A 16,293-nucleotide genomic window follows, 5' to 3' on the forward strand; every position below is an offset into this window, starting at 1 on the left:
AACGTGCCCAAACCAGCTACCATACAGGAGAGAATGCAACAACTAGGCTGCTGTGTTCTAATACCTACCTACAACAATGAAAAGTCATTGGCTAGGGTTTTACAGGACGTTCTGGACTATACCACAAATATTATAGTCGTAAACGATGGGGCAACGGATAACACCAAAGAAATACTAAAAGGATTCCCCGAAGTAGAACAAATCCACTTTGAAAAAAATCAGGGTAAGGGAAAGGCATTAAAGTCAGGCTTTAAAAAGGCTCTGGAGAAAGGTTATCAATTTTCCATTACCATGGACTCGGATGGTCAACACTTTGCAGAGGATATCCCTATTTTTCTAGATGCATTGGAGGAGGAACCCAACAAAAATATCCTTTACATAGGTGCTCGAAATATGAACCAAGCGGACGTTCCCGGAAAAAGCAGTTTTGGAAATAAGTTTTCCAATTTTTGGTTTTGGTTTGAGACCGGTACTTGGCTTCAGGATACCCAATGTGGGTTTCGTCTTTATCCGCTAAGGGAAATTGATAAACTTCGCCTATACACGCCAAAATTCGAATTTGAAATAGAGGTTATCGTTAAAGCCGCTTGGCAAGGTACTTTGGTAAAAAATGTTCCCGTTAAAATATTATATGATGACGTGGACCGTGTATCCCATTTTAGAACGGTTCCGGATTTTACCCGTATAAGCATCCTAAATACATGGTTTGTCCTGGTGACTATTTTCTATATAAAACCCAGGGATTTCTTTCGAAAAATCAAAAAAAAGGGATTCAAGAAATTTCTTCTGAACGATGTATTAGGCAGTAACGATTCACCATTAAAAAAAGCATCTTCGATTACTTTGGGAGTATTTGTAGGGCTGAGCCCATTTTGGGGTTTGCATACCCTCTTGGTGCTTTTTTTATCCTTTATTCTTAAACTTAACAAGCCCATCGCCTTTGCATTTTCCAATGTCAGCCTCCCGCCTTTTATCCCATTTATTGTATTGGGAAGTTTGCAAACAGGAAGTTGGATATTGGGAGAATCCTATTCTTTTTCACTGGACTCCATCAATAAAAATTTCGATTTTTTAACCCATCTGAAGGCATACCTCATTGGGAGTTTTGTATTGGCGGTCGTAGGTGCCATAATTGTTGGAGGAATAGGCTATCTTACCCTTACATACTTTGGAAAGCGGAAAATAGCCGTTAATAATGGGTGATCTCTTTTTTAGGATATATCGGAATATAAAGAACAATAGGATAGCCAGCGTATCGGTACTATTGCTAATTCTTGGTGCACTTGTATTTTCCGCTACCAATGTGCAATTCAAGGATGACATTACCGCACTGATTCCTTCAAATCCAGAGACAAGGCGAATTCAAAAGGTATTAAAATCTATCGCTTTTACGGATAAAATTATCGTCAATATTGAAAGACCGCAAGAAACCTCCATAGATGAATTCACGCAATCTGCTTCAGATTTTCTGGATAGTCTCCAAAAAAAGTATCCAGAATACATAAAGAGTATCCAAGGCAAAGTAGATGACGCCCAAGTTCTGAACACTTTCGATTTGGTCTATAATCATCTTCCACTTTTTTTGGATGAAGAAGATTATGCGGCCATAGACCGAAAACTTAGAAGTGATAGTATCCAGTCTCAAATGGAGCAAAATTACCGCACCCTGGTATCCCCCTCTGGAATCATCGCTAAGAAAAGCATTTTAAAGGATCCCTTGGGCCTATCGTTCATTGCCCTTAAAAAACTACAAAAACTGGGGGTAGCAGAAGATTTCAAATTAAAGAACGGTTTTTTACTGAATAAGGAAGAAACCAATATTCTACTTTTTATCACCCCTGTAAACCCTTCAAGTGCAACCGTTGAAAACCAACCTCTTGCAGCAGGGTTATATAATTTAAAAGAACAGCTATACGCCAAGTACGGGAATAACATACATGTTTCATTTTTTGGGGCGGCCTTGGTTGCTGTAGCCAATGCACAACAAGTTAAAAACGATATCATTTTTACCGTGAGCATTGCCATGGCAATCCTGCTCATTTTGTTGATGTTGTTCTATAAGAGGGTTACCCTGCCTTTAATATTGTTCACTCCTACCCTATTTGGAGCGCTACTCGCTATATCCTTTTTAGCACTGACAAGGGAATACATTTCTGCCGTTTCTTTAGGTATTGGAGCCATTCTCTTGGGAGTAACGTTGGATTATGCCCTTCACATCCTAACCCATATTAGAAAAGGAGAGGAATTACAACTCTTGTACCGGGAGGTTGCCCCCTCTATCCTTATGAGTAGCCTAACAACGGCCTCGGCCTTCTTATGCCTTTTGTTTTTAGAGTCACAAGCCCTGCAGGATTTGGGCATATTCGCTTCAATAAGCGTTGTAGGTTCCGCTATCTTTTCTTTGTTATTTATACCGCAGGTGTATGTTTTTGAGGGACATAAAGAAAGAAAAACGACAGTTCTGGAAAAAGTTGCGGCCTTCGAATTTCAAAAAAGCAAATGGGCGATTGGCATACTAACCCTAGGGTTTATTCTAAGTATATTTTATTATAACCGGGTAACCTTCAATCAGGATATTAGCAAGCTGAACTATGAATCGGAAGTTTTAATCGAGGCACGTAAAAAACTGGAATCCCTAACCGATTTGGAATCCAAATCGGTCTATCTTTCTACGTATGGGGAGCAACAGGAAAATGTTTTACAGCGAAACGATGCTATTTTCGAAAACTTAAAAGCACTGAAACGGAACGGGACCCTAATTAATTTCACTTCGGTGTCCAGTTTGATAAAATCAGAGAGAACCCAGAACAAAAAGATTGAACGTTGGCAGCAATTTTGGACGAATCCCAAAATGGATTCCCTACAAATTGAAATCAATGAAAACGCAGAAAATTTAGGGTTTAAAACCAGTACTTTTCAATCGTTTTACGATTGGCTCCAGACGGATTTTGACCCCATGGAACTATCAGAATTCAAGGATATTCCTGCCCTTAGTGTTGATGACTACATCGTCAAGGATAGTACGGGAACAACCGTCACCTCATTGATCAAACTTAATGACGATAAATACGATCAGCTAAAACCCCATTTTTCCGAAGAGGAAAATACCCTGTTGATCAATAGAAAAGAGGTCAATGAATCCTTTCTGGGAACGCTAAAAAGAGATTTCAACAGGTTGCTCTGGCTATCCTTTGTCACCGTGGTATTGATTCTTGCCTTGTTCTATAGAAGCCTGTCCCTAACCTTGGTAACGGCCGTTCCAATTTTTCTAACGTGGTTTCTGACCGTCGGCGTAATGGGCGTGTTGGGCATTGAATTCAATATATTCAATATTATTATCTGCAGTTTCATTTTTGGCCTCGGGGTAGACTATAGCATTTTTGTTACCAATGGATTATTGCTGGAACATCAAACGGGAATCAAATCCCTACCGACCCATAAGACCTCCATTATCCTTTCGGTCATTACGACAATTGCTAGCGTAGGCGTCATGATTTTCGCCAAACACCCGGCACTCTACGCTATTTCCCGGGTATCCTTAATTGGTATTTTCTCTGCGGCCTTTGTTGCCTTTACCATACAACCCTCATTGTTCCGGCTTTTTATAGGCAATCGAAATAAGCGGCCGATTTCTTTACGATATTTTATCCATTCTGTACTGTCATTTTTGTATTTCGGCTTGGGCGGAATATTCTTTTCCATCTATGCGTGGATTGTCACCCTTTTCAATCCCAATCAAGCAAAAAAACAAAATCTTGGGTTCCACAAGGCAGTCTCCAAATTGATGAAATCGGTTTTATATACCAACCCTTTCGTTAAAAAGCAGGTATTGAATCCTTCAAAGGAAACTTTTGAAAAACCGGCCATGTTGATTGCCAACCATACTTCTTTTCTGGATATTTTATGCATCGGAATGCTACATCCCAAGATTATCTTTTTAGTGAACGATTGGGTATACAACTCTCCTATTTTTGGGAAAGCCGCCAAATTAGCGGGAGCCTACCCCGTTTCCGGAGGTGTGGAAAATGGCGAGGCTTATCTACAGCAAAAATTAGAACAAGGGTTTTCCATCATAGCTTTTCCAGAGGGTACGCGCTCCACAAGTAACAAGATCAAAAGGTTTCATAAGGGTGCTTTTTATTTGGCCGAAAAATTTCAGTTGGACCTCATCCCCATATTGATTCATGGTAATTCAGAGGTGTTGCCCAAAGGTAGTTTTGTAATACGGGATGGCAGTATTACAGTGAAAATCATGCCAAGAATACCCTTTGGGGATAAGCGATTTGGAGAAAATTATTCACAACAGGCAAAAAAGATCGGGGCACAATTTAGAGAAGATTTTAAGGAATTTAGAACGGAAATCGAAGTAGAAGGATATTGGACCAAAACCCTATTGGAAAACTTTAGATTTAAAAATGATCATATTTACAAAAAAGTAAAATCCGATTTAAAAGCCAATAGCAAGGCGTATCGGCAATTATTGGAACAGATTCCTCCAAAGGCAGGCATAATACACCTTACTAAAGATGAGGGGCAACTAGATTTACTTTTATGCTTCGATTCCATGGATAGAAAACTGCATACTTATTTGGAGGATAACGATTCCGCCATTGGCCTTGAACAAAATTTCCTACTTCAGAAGTATGCCAAGATCACATGTTATACTTCCATGTATGATGCACTTTCAAATACCGCGGATATACTACTTATTAATTTGGAAAGCTTTTCGTTTTCATCAATAGAAACAAAGAACTTTGAAACCATCATACTGATAAAATCCGGTAGATTCTTGGATTACAAGGAAGTTTTGTCCTCAGATTTTTTGGTTACTGGGCAAAATGATAAATTTATTGTTCTTAATAAAAAACCATCAAATTGAAAGCGCATTACGATGTCATCATAATCGGGAGTGGTATGGGAGGCTTGGTAGCCGCCAATATCATGGCTCGTGAAGGACGTAGTGTTTGTGTTTTGGAAAAAAACAACCAATTTGGAGGCAATCTACAGACCTTTGTTAGGGACAGGACCATTTTCGATACTGGAGTACACTATATAGGAGGACTTTCACCAGGTCAAAATCTATATCGCTATTTTGACTATCTAGGCATTTTGGACGGACTTCATTTGAAAAGAATGAATCGGGATGGTTTTGACATCATCACCTTTGATAATGATGATACCATTTATCCCCATGCCCAGGGCTACGATAATTTTACCGCCCAATTGGTTGAGAAATTTCCAGAGGAAAAAAAGGCCATAGAAAGCTATTGCGAAAAGCTTCAAGCCATTTGTAACAAGTTTCCTTTATATAATTTGGAAGAGGGCAAGCCCTATGGCAATGATCCTGAGATATTTCAACAAACCGCAAAGGCATACATTGAAAGTATTACCAGGAATGAAAAGTTGAGGGCGGTTTTAGCAGGCTCCAACCTATTATATGCAGGGGACCCTGACAAAACGCCGCTTTACGTCCATGCGCTATCCATTAATTCATACATTGAAAGTGCTTACCGCTGTGCGGACGGTGGAAGCCAAATCACCAAATTATTGGTACGAAGGCTAAAGGAAAATGGAGGGGAAGTCTACAAACATAGTGAGGTTGTAGATATGACCTGTAAGGACAAGAAGCTAGAATCCGTAACCATAAAAAATGGCAATACCGTCTCAGGGGACATCTTTATATCCAATATTGAACCCAAGCATACGTTACGGATGATCGGGGAAGAACATTTTAGGAAATCGTACACCAGGCGTATTCAAGATATGGAAAGTATTATATCCGCCTTTAGTATTCATATCGTACTTAAGCCCAAAACGTTCAAATATCTGAACAAAAACTATTATCATTTTAAGGATTACAGAAAAATTTGGGAGGCCCATAATTACACTGAGCAGACTTGGCCAGAAACCTATATGGTTTCCATGGGTGTGCGCAAGCATCAAGATGAATGGGGTGAGCAACTTACGGCCATCACGTATATGAGGTATGAAGAGGTAAAGGAATGGGAAGACACTTTTAATACGGTGGCCCAAAAAAATGACCGGGGAAAGACCTATGAGGCATTCAAAAAATACAAAGCGGAAATCTTCCTAAAAGAATTAGAAAAAAAGTTCCCCAATATTAGGGAGTGTATTCAATCTGTACATGCTTCCACTCCCCTGTCCTATCGGGATTATATTGGCAACCACAAAGGGTCTATGTATGGATACGTTAAAGATGTAAACGAACCCTTGAAGTCCTTTATATCACCCAGAACAAAAATAGAAAACTTGTTTTTAACGGGACAAAGCTTGAATATGCATGGTATTCTCGGCGTAACCATAAGTGGTGTAGTCACCTGCTCCGAAATATTGGGTGGAGCCTCTCTGATCGAGAAGATAACCGATGCACATTCTAAAAAGTCCAATGATAAAATCACAGTATAATGGGAACGTTCAAGACGACTCCAATTACCGTATTGGAAACCATTTCTAAGGAAGATTTCGTTGAAAATTATTACAAGCCCCAAAAGCCGGTTTTACTTAAGGGCCTGACCAAGGATTGGCCAGCGTATAAAAAATGGACCCTTGACTATATACAGAACAAAGCCGGGGACCAAATGGTACCCCTCTATAACAACGAACCTGCCAAGGACAAGCAAAGTGTTTATGCTCCTGTAGAGGAAATGAAACTGGCCGATTATATTGAAATTCTAAAGACCAAACCTACAGATCTAAGAATTTTCTTTTACGAAATATTGAAGAAAATGCCCGATTTAGTCAACGATTTCGAATATCCGGACATAGGCCTAAAATTCTTCAAAAAATTACCCGCGCTCTTTTTCGGTGGTGGTGAATCCAAGGTATTTATGCATTATGATATCGACTTGCCCGATAGCATGCATTTTCATTTTGACGGTCATAAACATGTGACTCTTTTCTCCCCTGAACAGACAAAATACCTCTATCGGGTTCCTTATTCCATCCATAATCTGGAATCCATTGATATGGACGATCCCGATTTTAAAAAGTATCCTGCCCTACAATATGCTGAAGGTGTCACCGCCAACATGGAACATGGAGACGCCCTTTTTATGCCTAGTGGTTATTGGCACTATATAAAATATCTGGACGGAGGTTTTTCCATGACCTTACGTGCGCTTCCCAGAAGTCCCCTAAAATTCGCCAATATGCTCTATAATGTGGTGATCATGAGAAATATTGACAATTTTACCAGGAAATATTGGGGTCAAAAATGGTTAGATTATAAGGATAGAAGGGCCATAGAGAAAACGCATAAGAACATCCTTAATCTTACTTAATTGGGAAAACCAAAAATACTATACCGTGCAATTACACTAATTCTAAGTATAGGTGTTCTTTCCTCTTGTGGGGTTAGGAAATCCCTACTGGAAAAACCGGATATCGCCGCCTACGAAACTCAAATTCCCGAGCGAAAAAAAATCAATGATTCCACCTATAACATAGCCGATAATTTTCTACGAAAGAATAAACAAGGGCTTTGGGAACTCCACGTGAGTGGAAATCCTTTGGAATTGGGTTTAAAAACGGGAAGCCTTACCCAAGAATTGTTTAACGAACAGGAGGATATTTTCGTTAAGAAGATAGATGATTTGGTGCCCTCCAAGGGCTATCAAAATTTACTGAGAAAGTTCTTGGCATGGTTCAACCGGAAAATGTACCTCAACATAGATGCCCAATATAAAACGGAGCTTTATGGAATATCCAAATATGCCTCTCCGGATTATGACTATATCGCCAAGCCCTATCAGCGCGTCATGTATTTCCATGGAGCACATGATATAGGCCATGCACTTCAGGATTTGGCTTTGGTGGGTTGTTCTTCCTTCGCTGCTTGGGGCGACAAGACCAAAGACGGAAAATTATTGATTGGAAGGAATTTCGATTTTTATGCAGGTGACGAATTCGCCAAGAACAAAATAATTGCTTTTATAGAACCACAGAATGGACACAAATTCATGTCGGTAACCTGGGGCGGTATGATCGGAGTGGTCTCCGGAATGAACGACCAAGGACTTACCGTAACCATCAACGCCGGAAAGTCCCAATTTCCATTGATTGCCAAGACTCCGGTTTCATTGGTCACACGGGAAATTTTGCAATATGCTTCTACCATCGACGAAGCTATTGCCATTGCCAAGAAGAGAGAGGTATTTGTCTCGGAATCGATATTCGTGGGTAGTGCCAAGGATAAAAAAGCAGCCATCATAGAGGTATCGCCACAAAATTTTGGTGTCTATGAAGTAGAAAACAACAATCAGTTAATTTGTTCAAACCACTTCCAAAGTGCTGCCTATGCCAATGACAAAAAAAATCAGAAACATATTTTGGAAAGTCATTCGCAGTATAGATACGAACGCATGGAAGAGCTGTTGGAAGAAACTTCCAAAGTAAATCCTACCGAAGTGGTTTCCATTTTAAGGGATAAACAGGGTTTGGACGAGGAGCAAATAGGGTACGGAAATGAAAAGGCCTTGAATCAATTGTTGGCGCATCATGGTATTGTTTTTCAACCGGAAGATTTATTGGTCTGGGTTTCCAGCAATCCCTATCAACTGGGTGAATTTGTAGCGTATGATTTAAAAGAAGTTTTTAACCTTCCCAAGGTAACGAATCGGCCTATCGCGCAGACCGACCTGAATATCCCTAAAGACCCTTTTTTACAAAGTGAGGCTTATAAAAATTATGAGCGGTACAGAATGTTGAGGGATGAAATAGAAGATGACATTTCCGAAAAAGACCATATAGACCAATCCCGATTAGAAAATCTGGTTGCACTCAACCCCAATTTTTGGGAAGGGTATTTTTTGGCCGGAGTATACAATTACAACATGGGATATGATTATGTCGCCTTACAATATTTTGAAAAAGCCCTAGAAAAGGAAATTACTACAGTTCCCGATATGGAAAACGTCGAAAAATATTTGAAAAAACTGCGCTAGCAAATTCTCCGCTTACCAGGCAATTACGTGGTATTCAATTTGTTAAAATCAATAATAATTAAAACATGTCAGGTCTAGCTGTCACATCGAGCGCAGAGGAGATGCGAGACCTTTCTTGGAATAATCTCGTTAAATGTATCCTCGACTGCGATAAGGGTGACATTTGCTGACGATACGGTGTTGTTTGATTTAAAAAAATATGCTTAAAATGAAACTAAAAATAACAAAAAAGCCCCGAAACCCATTAAGGGTATCGAGGCTTATCTAGTTCTGATTTATCTCATTTTCCCAACATCAATAATTCATTACAACGGACTTCCGTAATATATCTTCTTTCTCCCTCCTTGGTCTCATACGAGCGGTGAGTAAGCTTACCTTCTACGGCCACCTGCTTGCCTTTGAGCAAATAGTTCTCTACAATTTCTGCCGTCTTGCCCCAAGCCACAATATTGTGCCATTGGGTATCCTCTACCTTTTCCCCTTTGGCATTTTTATAGCTCTCGGTAGTGGCCAATGAAAACTTGGCCAATTTGGTGCCATTTTCTAGGGTTACGATTTCTGGGTCCTGTCCCAAGTTTCCAATCAACTGTACTTTGTTTTTAAGTGCGTTCATAATTTTAAATTTTTGCGTTAAACAGTTAATACTATCAAGCCTCCATGACTTGACAGGGCAAACATATTTACAGCTCAAAAGATTACTCGGTTCTAAAACACTTATTTTCGTTTGTAATCGTTTACATTCGTTTGTAAACTTTTATAAAATTGAATATCAATGTTTTATTTATAATATTGAATTGTAATTTATTTTCTAGGTATAGATGATTTCTGGGCATCTCTTAAAAAAGACCTACCACCACAAAAGGAAAAATAGGCAATGATCCAACCAACAAATTGCCAAAACCAATCTAGTTGCATCTCATGTCTAACTGATGCTTTAGGTTCGAGCAATAAATAAGGAGTCCTTTTTACCAATGAAATAAAATCCGGAAGAAGGAAAACCACAATTGCAGTACTTAGGCAGATAAAAAGTATCCCTAGTACTGTCTCTATTATTTTACGGGCCCTTGACACATCAATAAAAGTATTGATTTTTAGATAGTAGAAAAAATTCTAAATTTATAAGGTTATCGAATTATCCAAAACATTGGAAATAGATACAAGAAATTGATTCGAAATTGAACCCCATCAAAAGAACTATGAATGTACCCTTGAAATCACTCTATACTCTTATCAGTTCTCTTTTATTAGTGCTCACCACCCAGGGACTGTTGTCCCAGCGTTTACAAGTAAGTTCCAATGGTCGGTATTTGATTACCCAAGAGGGCGAACCCTTCTTTTGGTTGGCGGATACCGCATGGGAGCTCTTTCATAGATGTAATGAACAGCAGGCGGATCTATACCTCAAAAAAAGGGCGGAACAAGGATTCAATGTTATCCAAGCGGTGGCCTTGGCCGAATTGGATGGTTTGAACGACCCAAACCCCTATGGTGAAACCCCATTGTTGAACAACGATCCTTCCACCCCCAACGAGGCCTATTTTGATCATGTGGATTATATCATAAAAAAGGCGGATTCCCTTGGACTCTATATTGCCTTGTTACCCACTTGGGGCGACAAGGTCAATACCAAGGAATGGGGCGTGGGTCCTGAGATATTCAACGCGGCTAACGCCTATACTTTTGGCAAATGGATTGGAAATAGATATAGAGATTTTGACAATATTATTTGGGTCATTGGTGGAGATCGAAATCCCCGTAAGAATTCTGAAGATGTTAACATATGGAATCAAATGGCGGAAGGTGTCGCCCAAGGTGCCGGTGGGTATGAAAACACGCTCATGACTTTTCACCCACAACCTAAAGAGGGCGGAGGATCTTCTACATGGTTTCATAATCAAGATTGGTTAGATTTTAATATGCATCAGACAGGTCATTGTGCCAATAAAGGTACCTACAAGCATATTGAACAAGATTACAGCCTGCAACCTGTAAAACCAGTATTGGATGGTGAACCACTTTACGAAGACCACCCTAACTGTTTTAACGCGAAGGAACTCGGCTACAGCACTCCTGAAGACATTAGAAGAATCATGTATTGGAACGTTTTTGCCGGAGCTTTTGGACAATCCTATGGGTGCCATGCCGTATGGCAGATGTACACACTAGATAAAGAGCCTATAAATGGACCTTTACGACCGTGGACCGCTGCGTTGGACTTGCCCATGGCCGATCAAGTTAGGCATCTTAAAAATTTGATGTTATCAAGACCGTTCTTTTCTCGCATACCTGATCAAAATATGATTAATGGAGACCAGGAAGAAAATAATGACTATAAAATTGCCACAAGAAGCGCAGACAGTACTTATGGCATGGTATATCTACCCACAGGCGGAACCGTAAATCTTAATCTTTCATCCTTTTCAACCAATGAGCTAAACGCCTGGTGGTATGATCCAAGGACAGGAAACAGCTTTTCAGGAGGCAAGATATCCAAATCAAACGCTCTGAAAATAAAAGCTCCGACCTCCGGAAAAGGTCATGATTGGGTACTTGTCCTAGACGAACCGTCTAAAGGCTTTCCAATTCCCGGTAAAAGGCTCTAAATCGAACCCTTAAAATCAATAACCAACTCAGTATTTTTTCCTAACTTAAAAAACTTAAAATTGAATCATTGTGGATTTAAAGGTAACCGATAATCCTTCTAAAAAAAGGTATGAGGCCGTAGTGGATGATTCCCTCGTTTTCATAGAATACATCAAGACCAAGGAGAAAATTTATCTCACCCATACCGAAGTACCAAGTGCTTTAGAAGGAAAAGGAATAGGCTCTTCTTTGGTATTAGAGGTTTTAGAGGATGTGGAAAGGCAAGATTTGACCTTAATTCCGCTTTGCCCATTTGTAGCGCTCTATTTAAAAAAGCATCCGGAATGGAAAAAATTGGTCATGAAGGGAATTAATATCGAATAATCGAATATGGACAAAGAAATCATCAAAGAATACACCAACGGGGAACTTACCGTTGTATGGAAACCTAAAAAGTGTATCCACTCAGAAGTTTGTGTAAAGAAGCTCCCCGAGGTATACAAACCTCAGGAAAAACCGTGGATTACCCCCGAGGAAGCGAGTACCTCAGCTTTAAAGGCCCAAATAAATGAGTGTCCCTCCGGGGCCTTGACCTTTTATATGAACCATGGTGAAAAGCAAAAGGTAACCAAATCAGATCAAAAAGCAGAAGTCACGGTGCTAGCTAACGGTCCACTTAAAATCATAGGTGATTTGCATATACAATTAGCTTCTGGAGAAACGGTACAAAAAGAAGGAGCAACGGGATTCTGTCGCTGTGGGGCATCGGAAAACAAACCTTTTTGCGATGGTTCGCATCGAAAAATAAAATTCATTGGATAACTAGAAAAACTTAAATTACACCTATGGAATTAGCCATTCACAACTGGATGCGGGCAGAATCTTTGGAACATACGTTGACTCGTATCTCCAAACTAGGATACACCTTTCTTGAGATTCAGGGGGCACCTGAAAATTATGACGCCAAAAAAATAAAGCCGATAATGGATGCTCATGGAATCAAATGTTGGGGTTCCGTTACTCTGATGTTGGAGGAACGAAATCTATTGGCAAAAGACCCAGCTCAACGTAAAATGTCCATCCAATACGTTAAGGATTTGGCAAAAATGGTCGCTGACTTGGGGGGTTCGGTAATTTCTTTGGTTCCGGCCACGGTGGGTAAGATTATCCCGGACGCTACCCCAGAACAAGAATGGGAATGGGCCGTGGAGGGCGTACAGGAAATTTATAAGTATACTGAGGATCTAGGCCTACGTATAGGTATTGAGCCCATAAATCGTTTTGAAACGTATTTCATAAATCGGGGAGCACAGGCCTTGGCCTTGGCCGAAGCTGTAGGTCCCAATTGCGGGGTGTGCCTGGATACCTTTCACATGAATATAGAAGAAGAGGACATGTTCAGTACCATGAAACAAGTGGGCGACCGATTGGTTAACTTTCACGTTGCCGATAATAATAGAATGGCCCCAGGAATGGGACATTTAAATTGGAAAAAAATTATTGAAACCTTACAGCAGATCAATTACGATAAGGTACTATCCGTGGAGTTTTGCGCACCTTTGGATAGAACACCTGCCAACCCATTTCCAAACTCCATTGAAACCGATCCCAAGGAATTAACGGCCGAGCAAAAGAAGTTTTTGGAAGATCATGGTAGTTCTGCCATAACCGATGAATTTTATACGATGCTGACGAAAAAATCCATGGATACATTAACCGAAATACTTAAATAATCAGAAAAATTAAACCGTGAAAATAACCAATATAGAAGCGTTTTGGCTGCGATGTCCTATTCCAAAAGAAAAACAACATTTTAGCGATTATGGGCTATTGACGAATTTTGATATGACCCTGGTCGTGGTTACTACGGATACCGGACTCCAGGGTTTTGGTGAGGCAAAAGCCGCAGTAGGGTCCTCTGGCTCCTGTGCCAGTATCGTTAGTTGTGTGGAAAACGAATTAAAACCCCAACTCATAGGTCAGGATGCCCGAAACATTTCCCGTATTTGGGAAATGGTCTATAATGGCACCCGGGATCATTATTCCCTGTCCAGGGGACGTAAGTTTCCAATTTTGGGACGACGGGGCCTTACTATTTCTGCGCTCAGCGGCATAGACACAGCCCTTTGGGACATTAAAGGAAAATCCTTGGGAGTTCCAGTCGTGGAATTGTTGGGTGGAAGCTGTAGGGATAAAATGGAAGCCTATGCCAGTGGCGGATGGGCCAAAGTGGATGCTATTGGGGAACAATTGAAAGGCTATACCAGTAAAGGGTTTTCCGGAGTAAAAATGCGTGTAGGCATTATGGATGAAACCGTCAAAGCCAGTGTAGAACGGGTAAAGGCAGCCCGAGAAGCTTTAGGGGACAACATCAAATTGATGACCGATGCCCATGGAACCTTTAGTGTTCCGGAAGCCAAACAGTTTTGTCGCGGCGTGGCCGATTGTAACCTGTACTGGTTTGAGGAACCCATCAATCCGGATAATAAAATTGGAACCGCAGAAGTTCGGTCCAATACGGATATTCCTATCGCCGCGGGTGAAAGTGAATACACCGCTTTTGACATTAGGGATATGATTGCGGAAAGAGCACTGGATGTGCTGCAGCCCGATTGTGCCATTATTGGTGGTATTACGGAAGCCATACGGGTATCGCAATTGGCACACACCTATCAGTTGGAACTGGCTCCACATTGTTGGGGATCGGCATTTTCTTTTATGGCAGGAGTTTCCGTTGCCTTCGCTTCACCATCCGCAAACGTAATTGAATTCTCTTTGGGCGGAAATCCGATGATGTATGATTTGGTGGAGGAAAATATCCGTGTTGATGATAAAGGTATGATCAAGGCACCCGATAAACCCGGATTGGGGGTAACCCCTAATTGGGATTTTGTAAAAGATTTTAAACAATAATATCATGGCAAGAGCAGTAAAGATTAACCATGTGGCATTGGTAGTGAGTAATTTGGAAGAAGCTTGTAAATTTTATGAGCATGAATTGGGCCTAGAGCCCATTCCGGCATTTTTATTCGACTACCCTACCGCTTTTTTTAAGTTCAACGAAGAACAACAGTTACATTTAACGGAATGGGAAGATTCCTATTCCTTTAGGGGACATCTATGTGTTACCGTGGATGATATTAATGCCGTTTTCTTTAGAATGAAGGAACTGGGGGTTATCGATATTAAACCCTGGGGCAAGGTACGTCAGCTTCCGGATGGTGCCATTCAAATGTTTGTTCGCGACCCTTCAGGTAATTTAGTGGAATTATCCTCATTCCCCGAAGACAAGGATAAGATAGACCCTAAAATTTTTGAGGACGAGTTATACAAAGAGGGAATTTATGTTTCCGGAAGGAATGACTTTAGGGGATATAAAACGAAAGACGCTACTTTATATCACAACAAATAAATGCCAAAAAATATTCTTTTATTGGAAACCGTTGCCGAAGACGCCATGAAAGTATTGGAATCGGCCGGGGATATGAACATCCTGACGGGATTTGATGAAGCTTCACGAAATAGCCACATAGCCACAGGTCAAATTGACGCTATTATTACTAGGGGAAAAGGACAAGTAAGGTCGACTTTAATGGATGCCTTACCAAAATTGCAAGTGATTTCGAGGTGTGGCGTGGGCTTGGATAATATCGATGTGGTTGAAGCCACAAAAAGAAAGATTAAGGTAGTAAATGCGCCCAATTCCAATGCCAACACCATCGCAGAGCACACCATCTCACTCTTATTGGTCTTGCAAAGAAAACTTTTCAATGCCATTACCATGGTTAAGGAAGGTCGATGGCAGGATCGGGGCGGTTATAAGGGCGATGAACTACACGGAAAAACCTTGGGCATACTGGGTATGGGAAATATTGGAACAAAAGTGGCAAAACTTGCCGATGCCTTTGGCATGAAAGTCATCTATTGGAGCTCCAAAAAAGAAGACGTTCCCTTTTCCTTTACCGATTTGGATACCGTATTAAAAACATCGGACGCTATCAGCATACATCTACCCTTGACCCCAGAGACCGAAAACTTAATCGATGCTTCGGCATTGGAGAAAATGAAACCCAGTACTTTGCTAATCAATACAGCGAGGGGTAAGATTATTGATCAAAAAGCTTTGGCCGAATCACTCTATGCAAATAAATTGGGCGGATTTGCAGCGGACGTACTATCCGAAGAACCTCCTAAACCAAATGACCCCTTATTAAAATTGCCCAATACCTATATCACCGCCCATGTTGGAAGTCTAACCAAAACTACCTATGACTTTATGTGTATGTTCACAGTACAAAATACCCTGGCGATTCTTCGAGGGGAGCAACCTGCAGAGCGTTGTATTTTCAATAGAAAAGAATTAAAAACCGACTTAGACCAAACCAATGAACCCACAAAAAATTAAACAGTTCGTTTTTACAATAGCCTTAGCTTCTTTTATCTCTGGCTATTCCCAAGTAACTGTAAATCAAGATCGGTTGGAGCAGCGTATTTTTGATTTGGCAAAATTTGGACTTCAAGAGAACGGGGAAACGGAACGGGTCGCTTTTAGCGATGCCAATATTGAAGTAAATAAGTGGGTCATATCAGAATTGACAAAAATGGGATTGGAAACCCATACCGATTTTGCAGGGAACATTGTGGCGACCAGGTCAGGTACTAAGAAGAACATGAAACCCATAGTCTTTGGGTCGCACATAGATCGTGTCCCAAACGGAGGCAATATAGAAAAGAATTAAAAACCGAC

Annotated in this window: 14 protein-coding genes; 13 read left to right on the forward strand and 1 reads right to left on the reverse strand. The window is 40.6% G+C overall.

The window, feature by feature from the left end:
* The first annotated feature begins 33 nt into the window (after positions 1-33).
* The 5 genes from PP182_RS03070 to PP182_RS03090 are packed head-to-tail and all read left to right on the forward strand — an operon-like array spanning position 34 to position 8,963.
* A complete protein-coding gene (locus tag PP182_RS03070) occupies positions 34-1,203 on the forward strand; it encodes a DUF2062 domain-containing protein (protein ID WP_272649986.1) in 1,170 nt (389 codons plus the stop codon).
* Positions 1,196-4,879 carry a 1-acyl-sn-glycerol-3-phosphate acyltransferase gene (locus PP182_RS03075; protein WP_272649856.1) on the forward strand — a complete coding sequence of 1,228 codons (3,684 nt, stop codon included), beginning with the start codon at positions 1,196-1,198 and terminating at the stop codon, positions 4,877-4,879. The genes PP182_RS03070 and PP182_RS03075 overlap by 8 nt, the downstream gene beginning before the upstream one ends.
* Complete coding sequence (locus PP182_RS03080; protein WP_272649857.1) at positions 4,876-6,426, forward strand: phytoene desaturase family protein; 1,551 nt, start codon at positions 4,876-4,878, stop codon at positions 6,424-6,426. The genes PP182_RS03075 and PP182_RS03080 overlap by 4 nt, the downstream gene beginning before the upstream one ends.
* Positions 6,426-7,301, forward strand: coding sequence for a cupin-like domain-containing protein (locus tag PP182_RS03085; protein WP_272649858.1), 876 nt, complete (start codon positions 6,426-6,428; stop codon positions 7,299-7,301). Before PP182_RS03080 ends, PP182_RS03085 begins: the two co-directional genes overlap by 1 nt.
* Positions 7,302-8,963 (forward strand): C45 family autoproteolytic acyltransferase/hydolase, encoded by a 1,662-nt coding sequence (locus PP182_RS03090; RefSeq protein ID WP_272649859.1) that lies wholly within the window; start codon positions 7,302-7,304, stop codon positions 8,961-8,963. It abuts the gene before it with no gap.
* 280 nt (positions 8,964-9,243) lie between these two features.
* Here PP182_RS03090 and PP182_RS03095 read toward each other — a convergent pair whose 3' ends face one another.
* Positions 9,244-9,576, reverse strand: coding sequence for a single-stranded DNA-binding protein (locus PP182_RS03095; protein WP_272649860.1), 333 nt, complete (start codon positions 9,574-9,576; stop codon positions 9,244-9,246).
* A gap of 583 nt (positions 9,577-10,159) precedes the next feature.
* Here PP182_RS03095 and PP182_RS03100 point away from each other — a divergent pair.
* The 8 genes from PP182_RS03100 to PP182_RS03135 all read left to right on the forward strand — a co-directional run bounded on the left by PP182_RS03100 (position 10,160) and on the right by PP182_RS03135 (position 16,285).
* Positions 10,160-11,566: a glycoside hydrolase family 140 protein gene (locus PP182_RS03100; protein WP_272649861.1), complete on the forward strand. Its 1,407-nt coding sequence runs from the start codon at positions 10,160-10,162 to the stop codon at positions 11,564-11,566.
* Between the two features lie 70 nt (positions 11,567-11,636).
* Positions 11,637-11,930: a GNAT family N-acetyltransferase gene (locus PP182_RS03105; RefSeq protein ID WP_272649862.1), complete on the forward strand. Its 294-nt coding sequence runs from the start codon at positions 11,637-11,639 to the stop codon at positions 11,928-11,930.
* 6 nt (positions 11,931-11,936) lie between these two features.
* Positions 11,937-12,368, forward strand: a complete 432-nt coding sequence (locus tag PP182_RS03110; protein ID WP_272649863.1) for a (4Fe-4S)-binding protein — start codon at positions 11,937-11,939, stop codon at positions 12,366-12,368.
* Positions 12,369-12,391: 23 nt separating this feature from the next.
* Entirely contained in the window at positions 12,392-13,279 is an 888-nt protein-coding gene (locus PP182_RS03115; RefSeq protein ID WP_272649864.1) for a sugar phosphate isomerase/epimerase family protein, read from the forward strand.
* A 16-nt stretch (positions 13,280-13,295) separates the two neighbouring features.
* Positions 13,296-14,459, forward strand: a complete 1,164-nt coding sequence (locus tag PP182_RS03120; protein ID WP_272649865.1) for a mandelate racemase/muconate lactonizing enzyme family protein — start codon at positions 13,296-13,298, stop codon at positions 14,457-14,459.
* 4 nt (positions 14,460-14,463) lie between these two features.
* A complete protein-coding gene (locus PP182_RS03125) occupies positions 14,464-14,958 on the forward strand; it encodes a VOC family protein (protein ID WP_272649866.1) in 495 nt (164 codons plus the stop codon).
* Positions 14,959-15,951, forward strand: a complete 993-nt coding sequence (locus tag PP182_RS03130; RefSeq protein ID WP_272649867.1) for a 2-hydroxyacid dehydrogenase — start codon at positions 14,959-14,961, stop codon at positions 15,949-15,951.
* Complete coding sequence (locus PP182_RS03135) at positions 15,932-16,285, forward strand: hypothetical protein (protein ID WP_272649868.1); 354 nt, start codon at positions 15,932-15,934, stop codon at positions 16,283-16,285. Before PP182_RS03130 ends, PP182_RS03135 begins: the two co-directional genes overlap by 20 nt.
* Positions 16,286-16,293 lie beyond the last annotated feature (8 nt).

The sequence above is a fragment of the Maribacter sp. PR1 genome, from assembly GCF_028464145.1.
Lineage (GTDB): Bacteria > Bacteroidota > Bacteroidia > Flavobacteriales > Flavobacteriaceae > Maribacter.

What these genes read in the sequence shown, in the direction of transcription:
- PP182_RS03070 (WP_272649986.1), top strand. Translation starts at nt 34, where the DNA reads ATGCAACAACTAGGCTGCTGTGTTCTAATACCTACCTACAACAATGAA.
- PP182_RS03075 (WP_272649856.1), top strand. Translation starts at nt 1,196, where the DNA reads ATGGGTGATCTCTTTTTTAGGATATATCGGAATATAAAGAACAATAGG.
- PP182_RS03085 (WP_272649858.1), top strand. Translation starts at nt 6,426, where the DNA reads ATGGGAACGTTCAAGACGACTCCAATTACCGTATTGGAAACCATTTCT.
- PP182_RS03095 (WP_272649860.1), bottom strand. Translation starts at nt 9,576, where the DNA reads ATGAACGCACTTAAAAACAAAGTACAGTTGATTGGAAACTTGGGACAG.
- PP182_RS03100 (WP_272649861.1), top strand. Translation starts at nt 10,160, where the DNA reads ATGAATGTACCCTTGAAATCACTCTATACTCTTATCAGTTCTCTTTTA.
- PP182_RS03110 (WP_272649863.1), top strand. Translation starts at nt 11,937, where the DNA reads ATGGACAAAGAAATCATCAAAGAATACACCAACGGGGAACTTACCGTT.
- PP182_RS03115 (WP_272649864.1), top strand. Translation starts at nt 12,392, where the DNA reads ATGGAATTAGCCATTCACAACTGGATGCGGGCAGAATCTTTGGAACAT.
- PP182_RS03125 (WP_272649866.1), top strand. Translation starts at nt 14,464, where the DNA reads ATGGCAAGAGCAGTAAAGATTAACCATGTGGCATTGGTAGTGAGTAAT.
- PP182_RS03130 (WP_272649867.1), top strand. Translation starts at nt 14,959, where the DNA reads ATGCCAAAAAATATTCTTTTATTGGAAACCGTTGCCGAAGACGCCATG.
- PP182_RS03135 (WP_272649868.1), top strand. Translation starts at nt 15,932, where the DNA reads ATGAACCCACAAAAAATTAAACAGTTCGTTTTTACAATAGCCTTAGCT.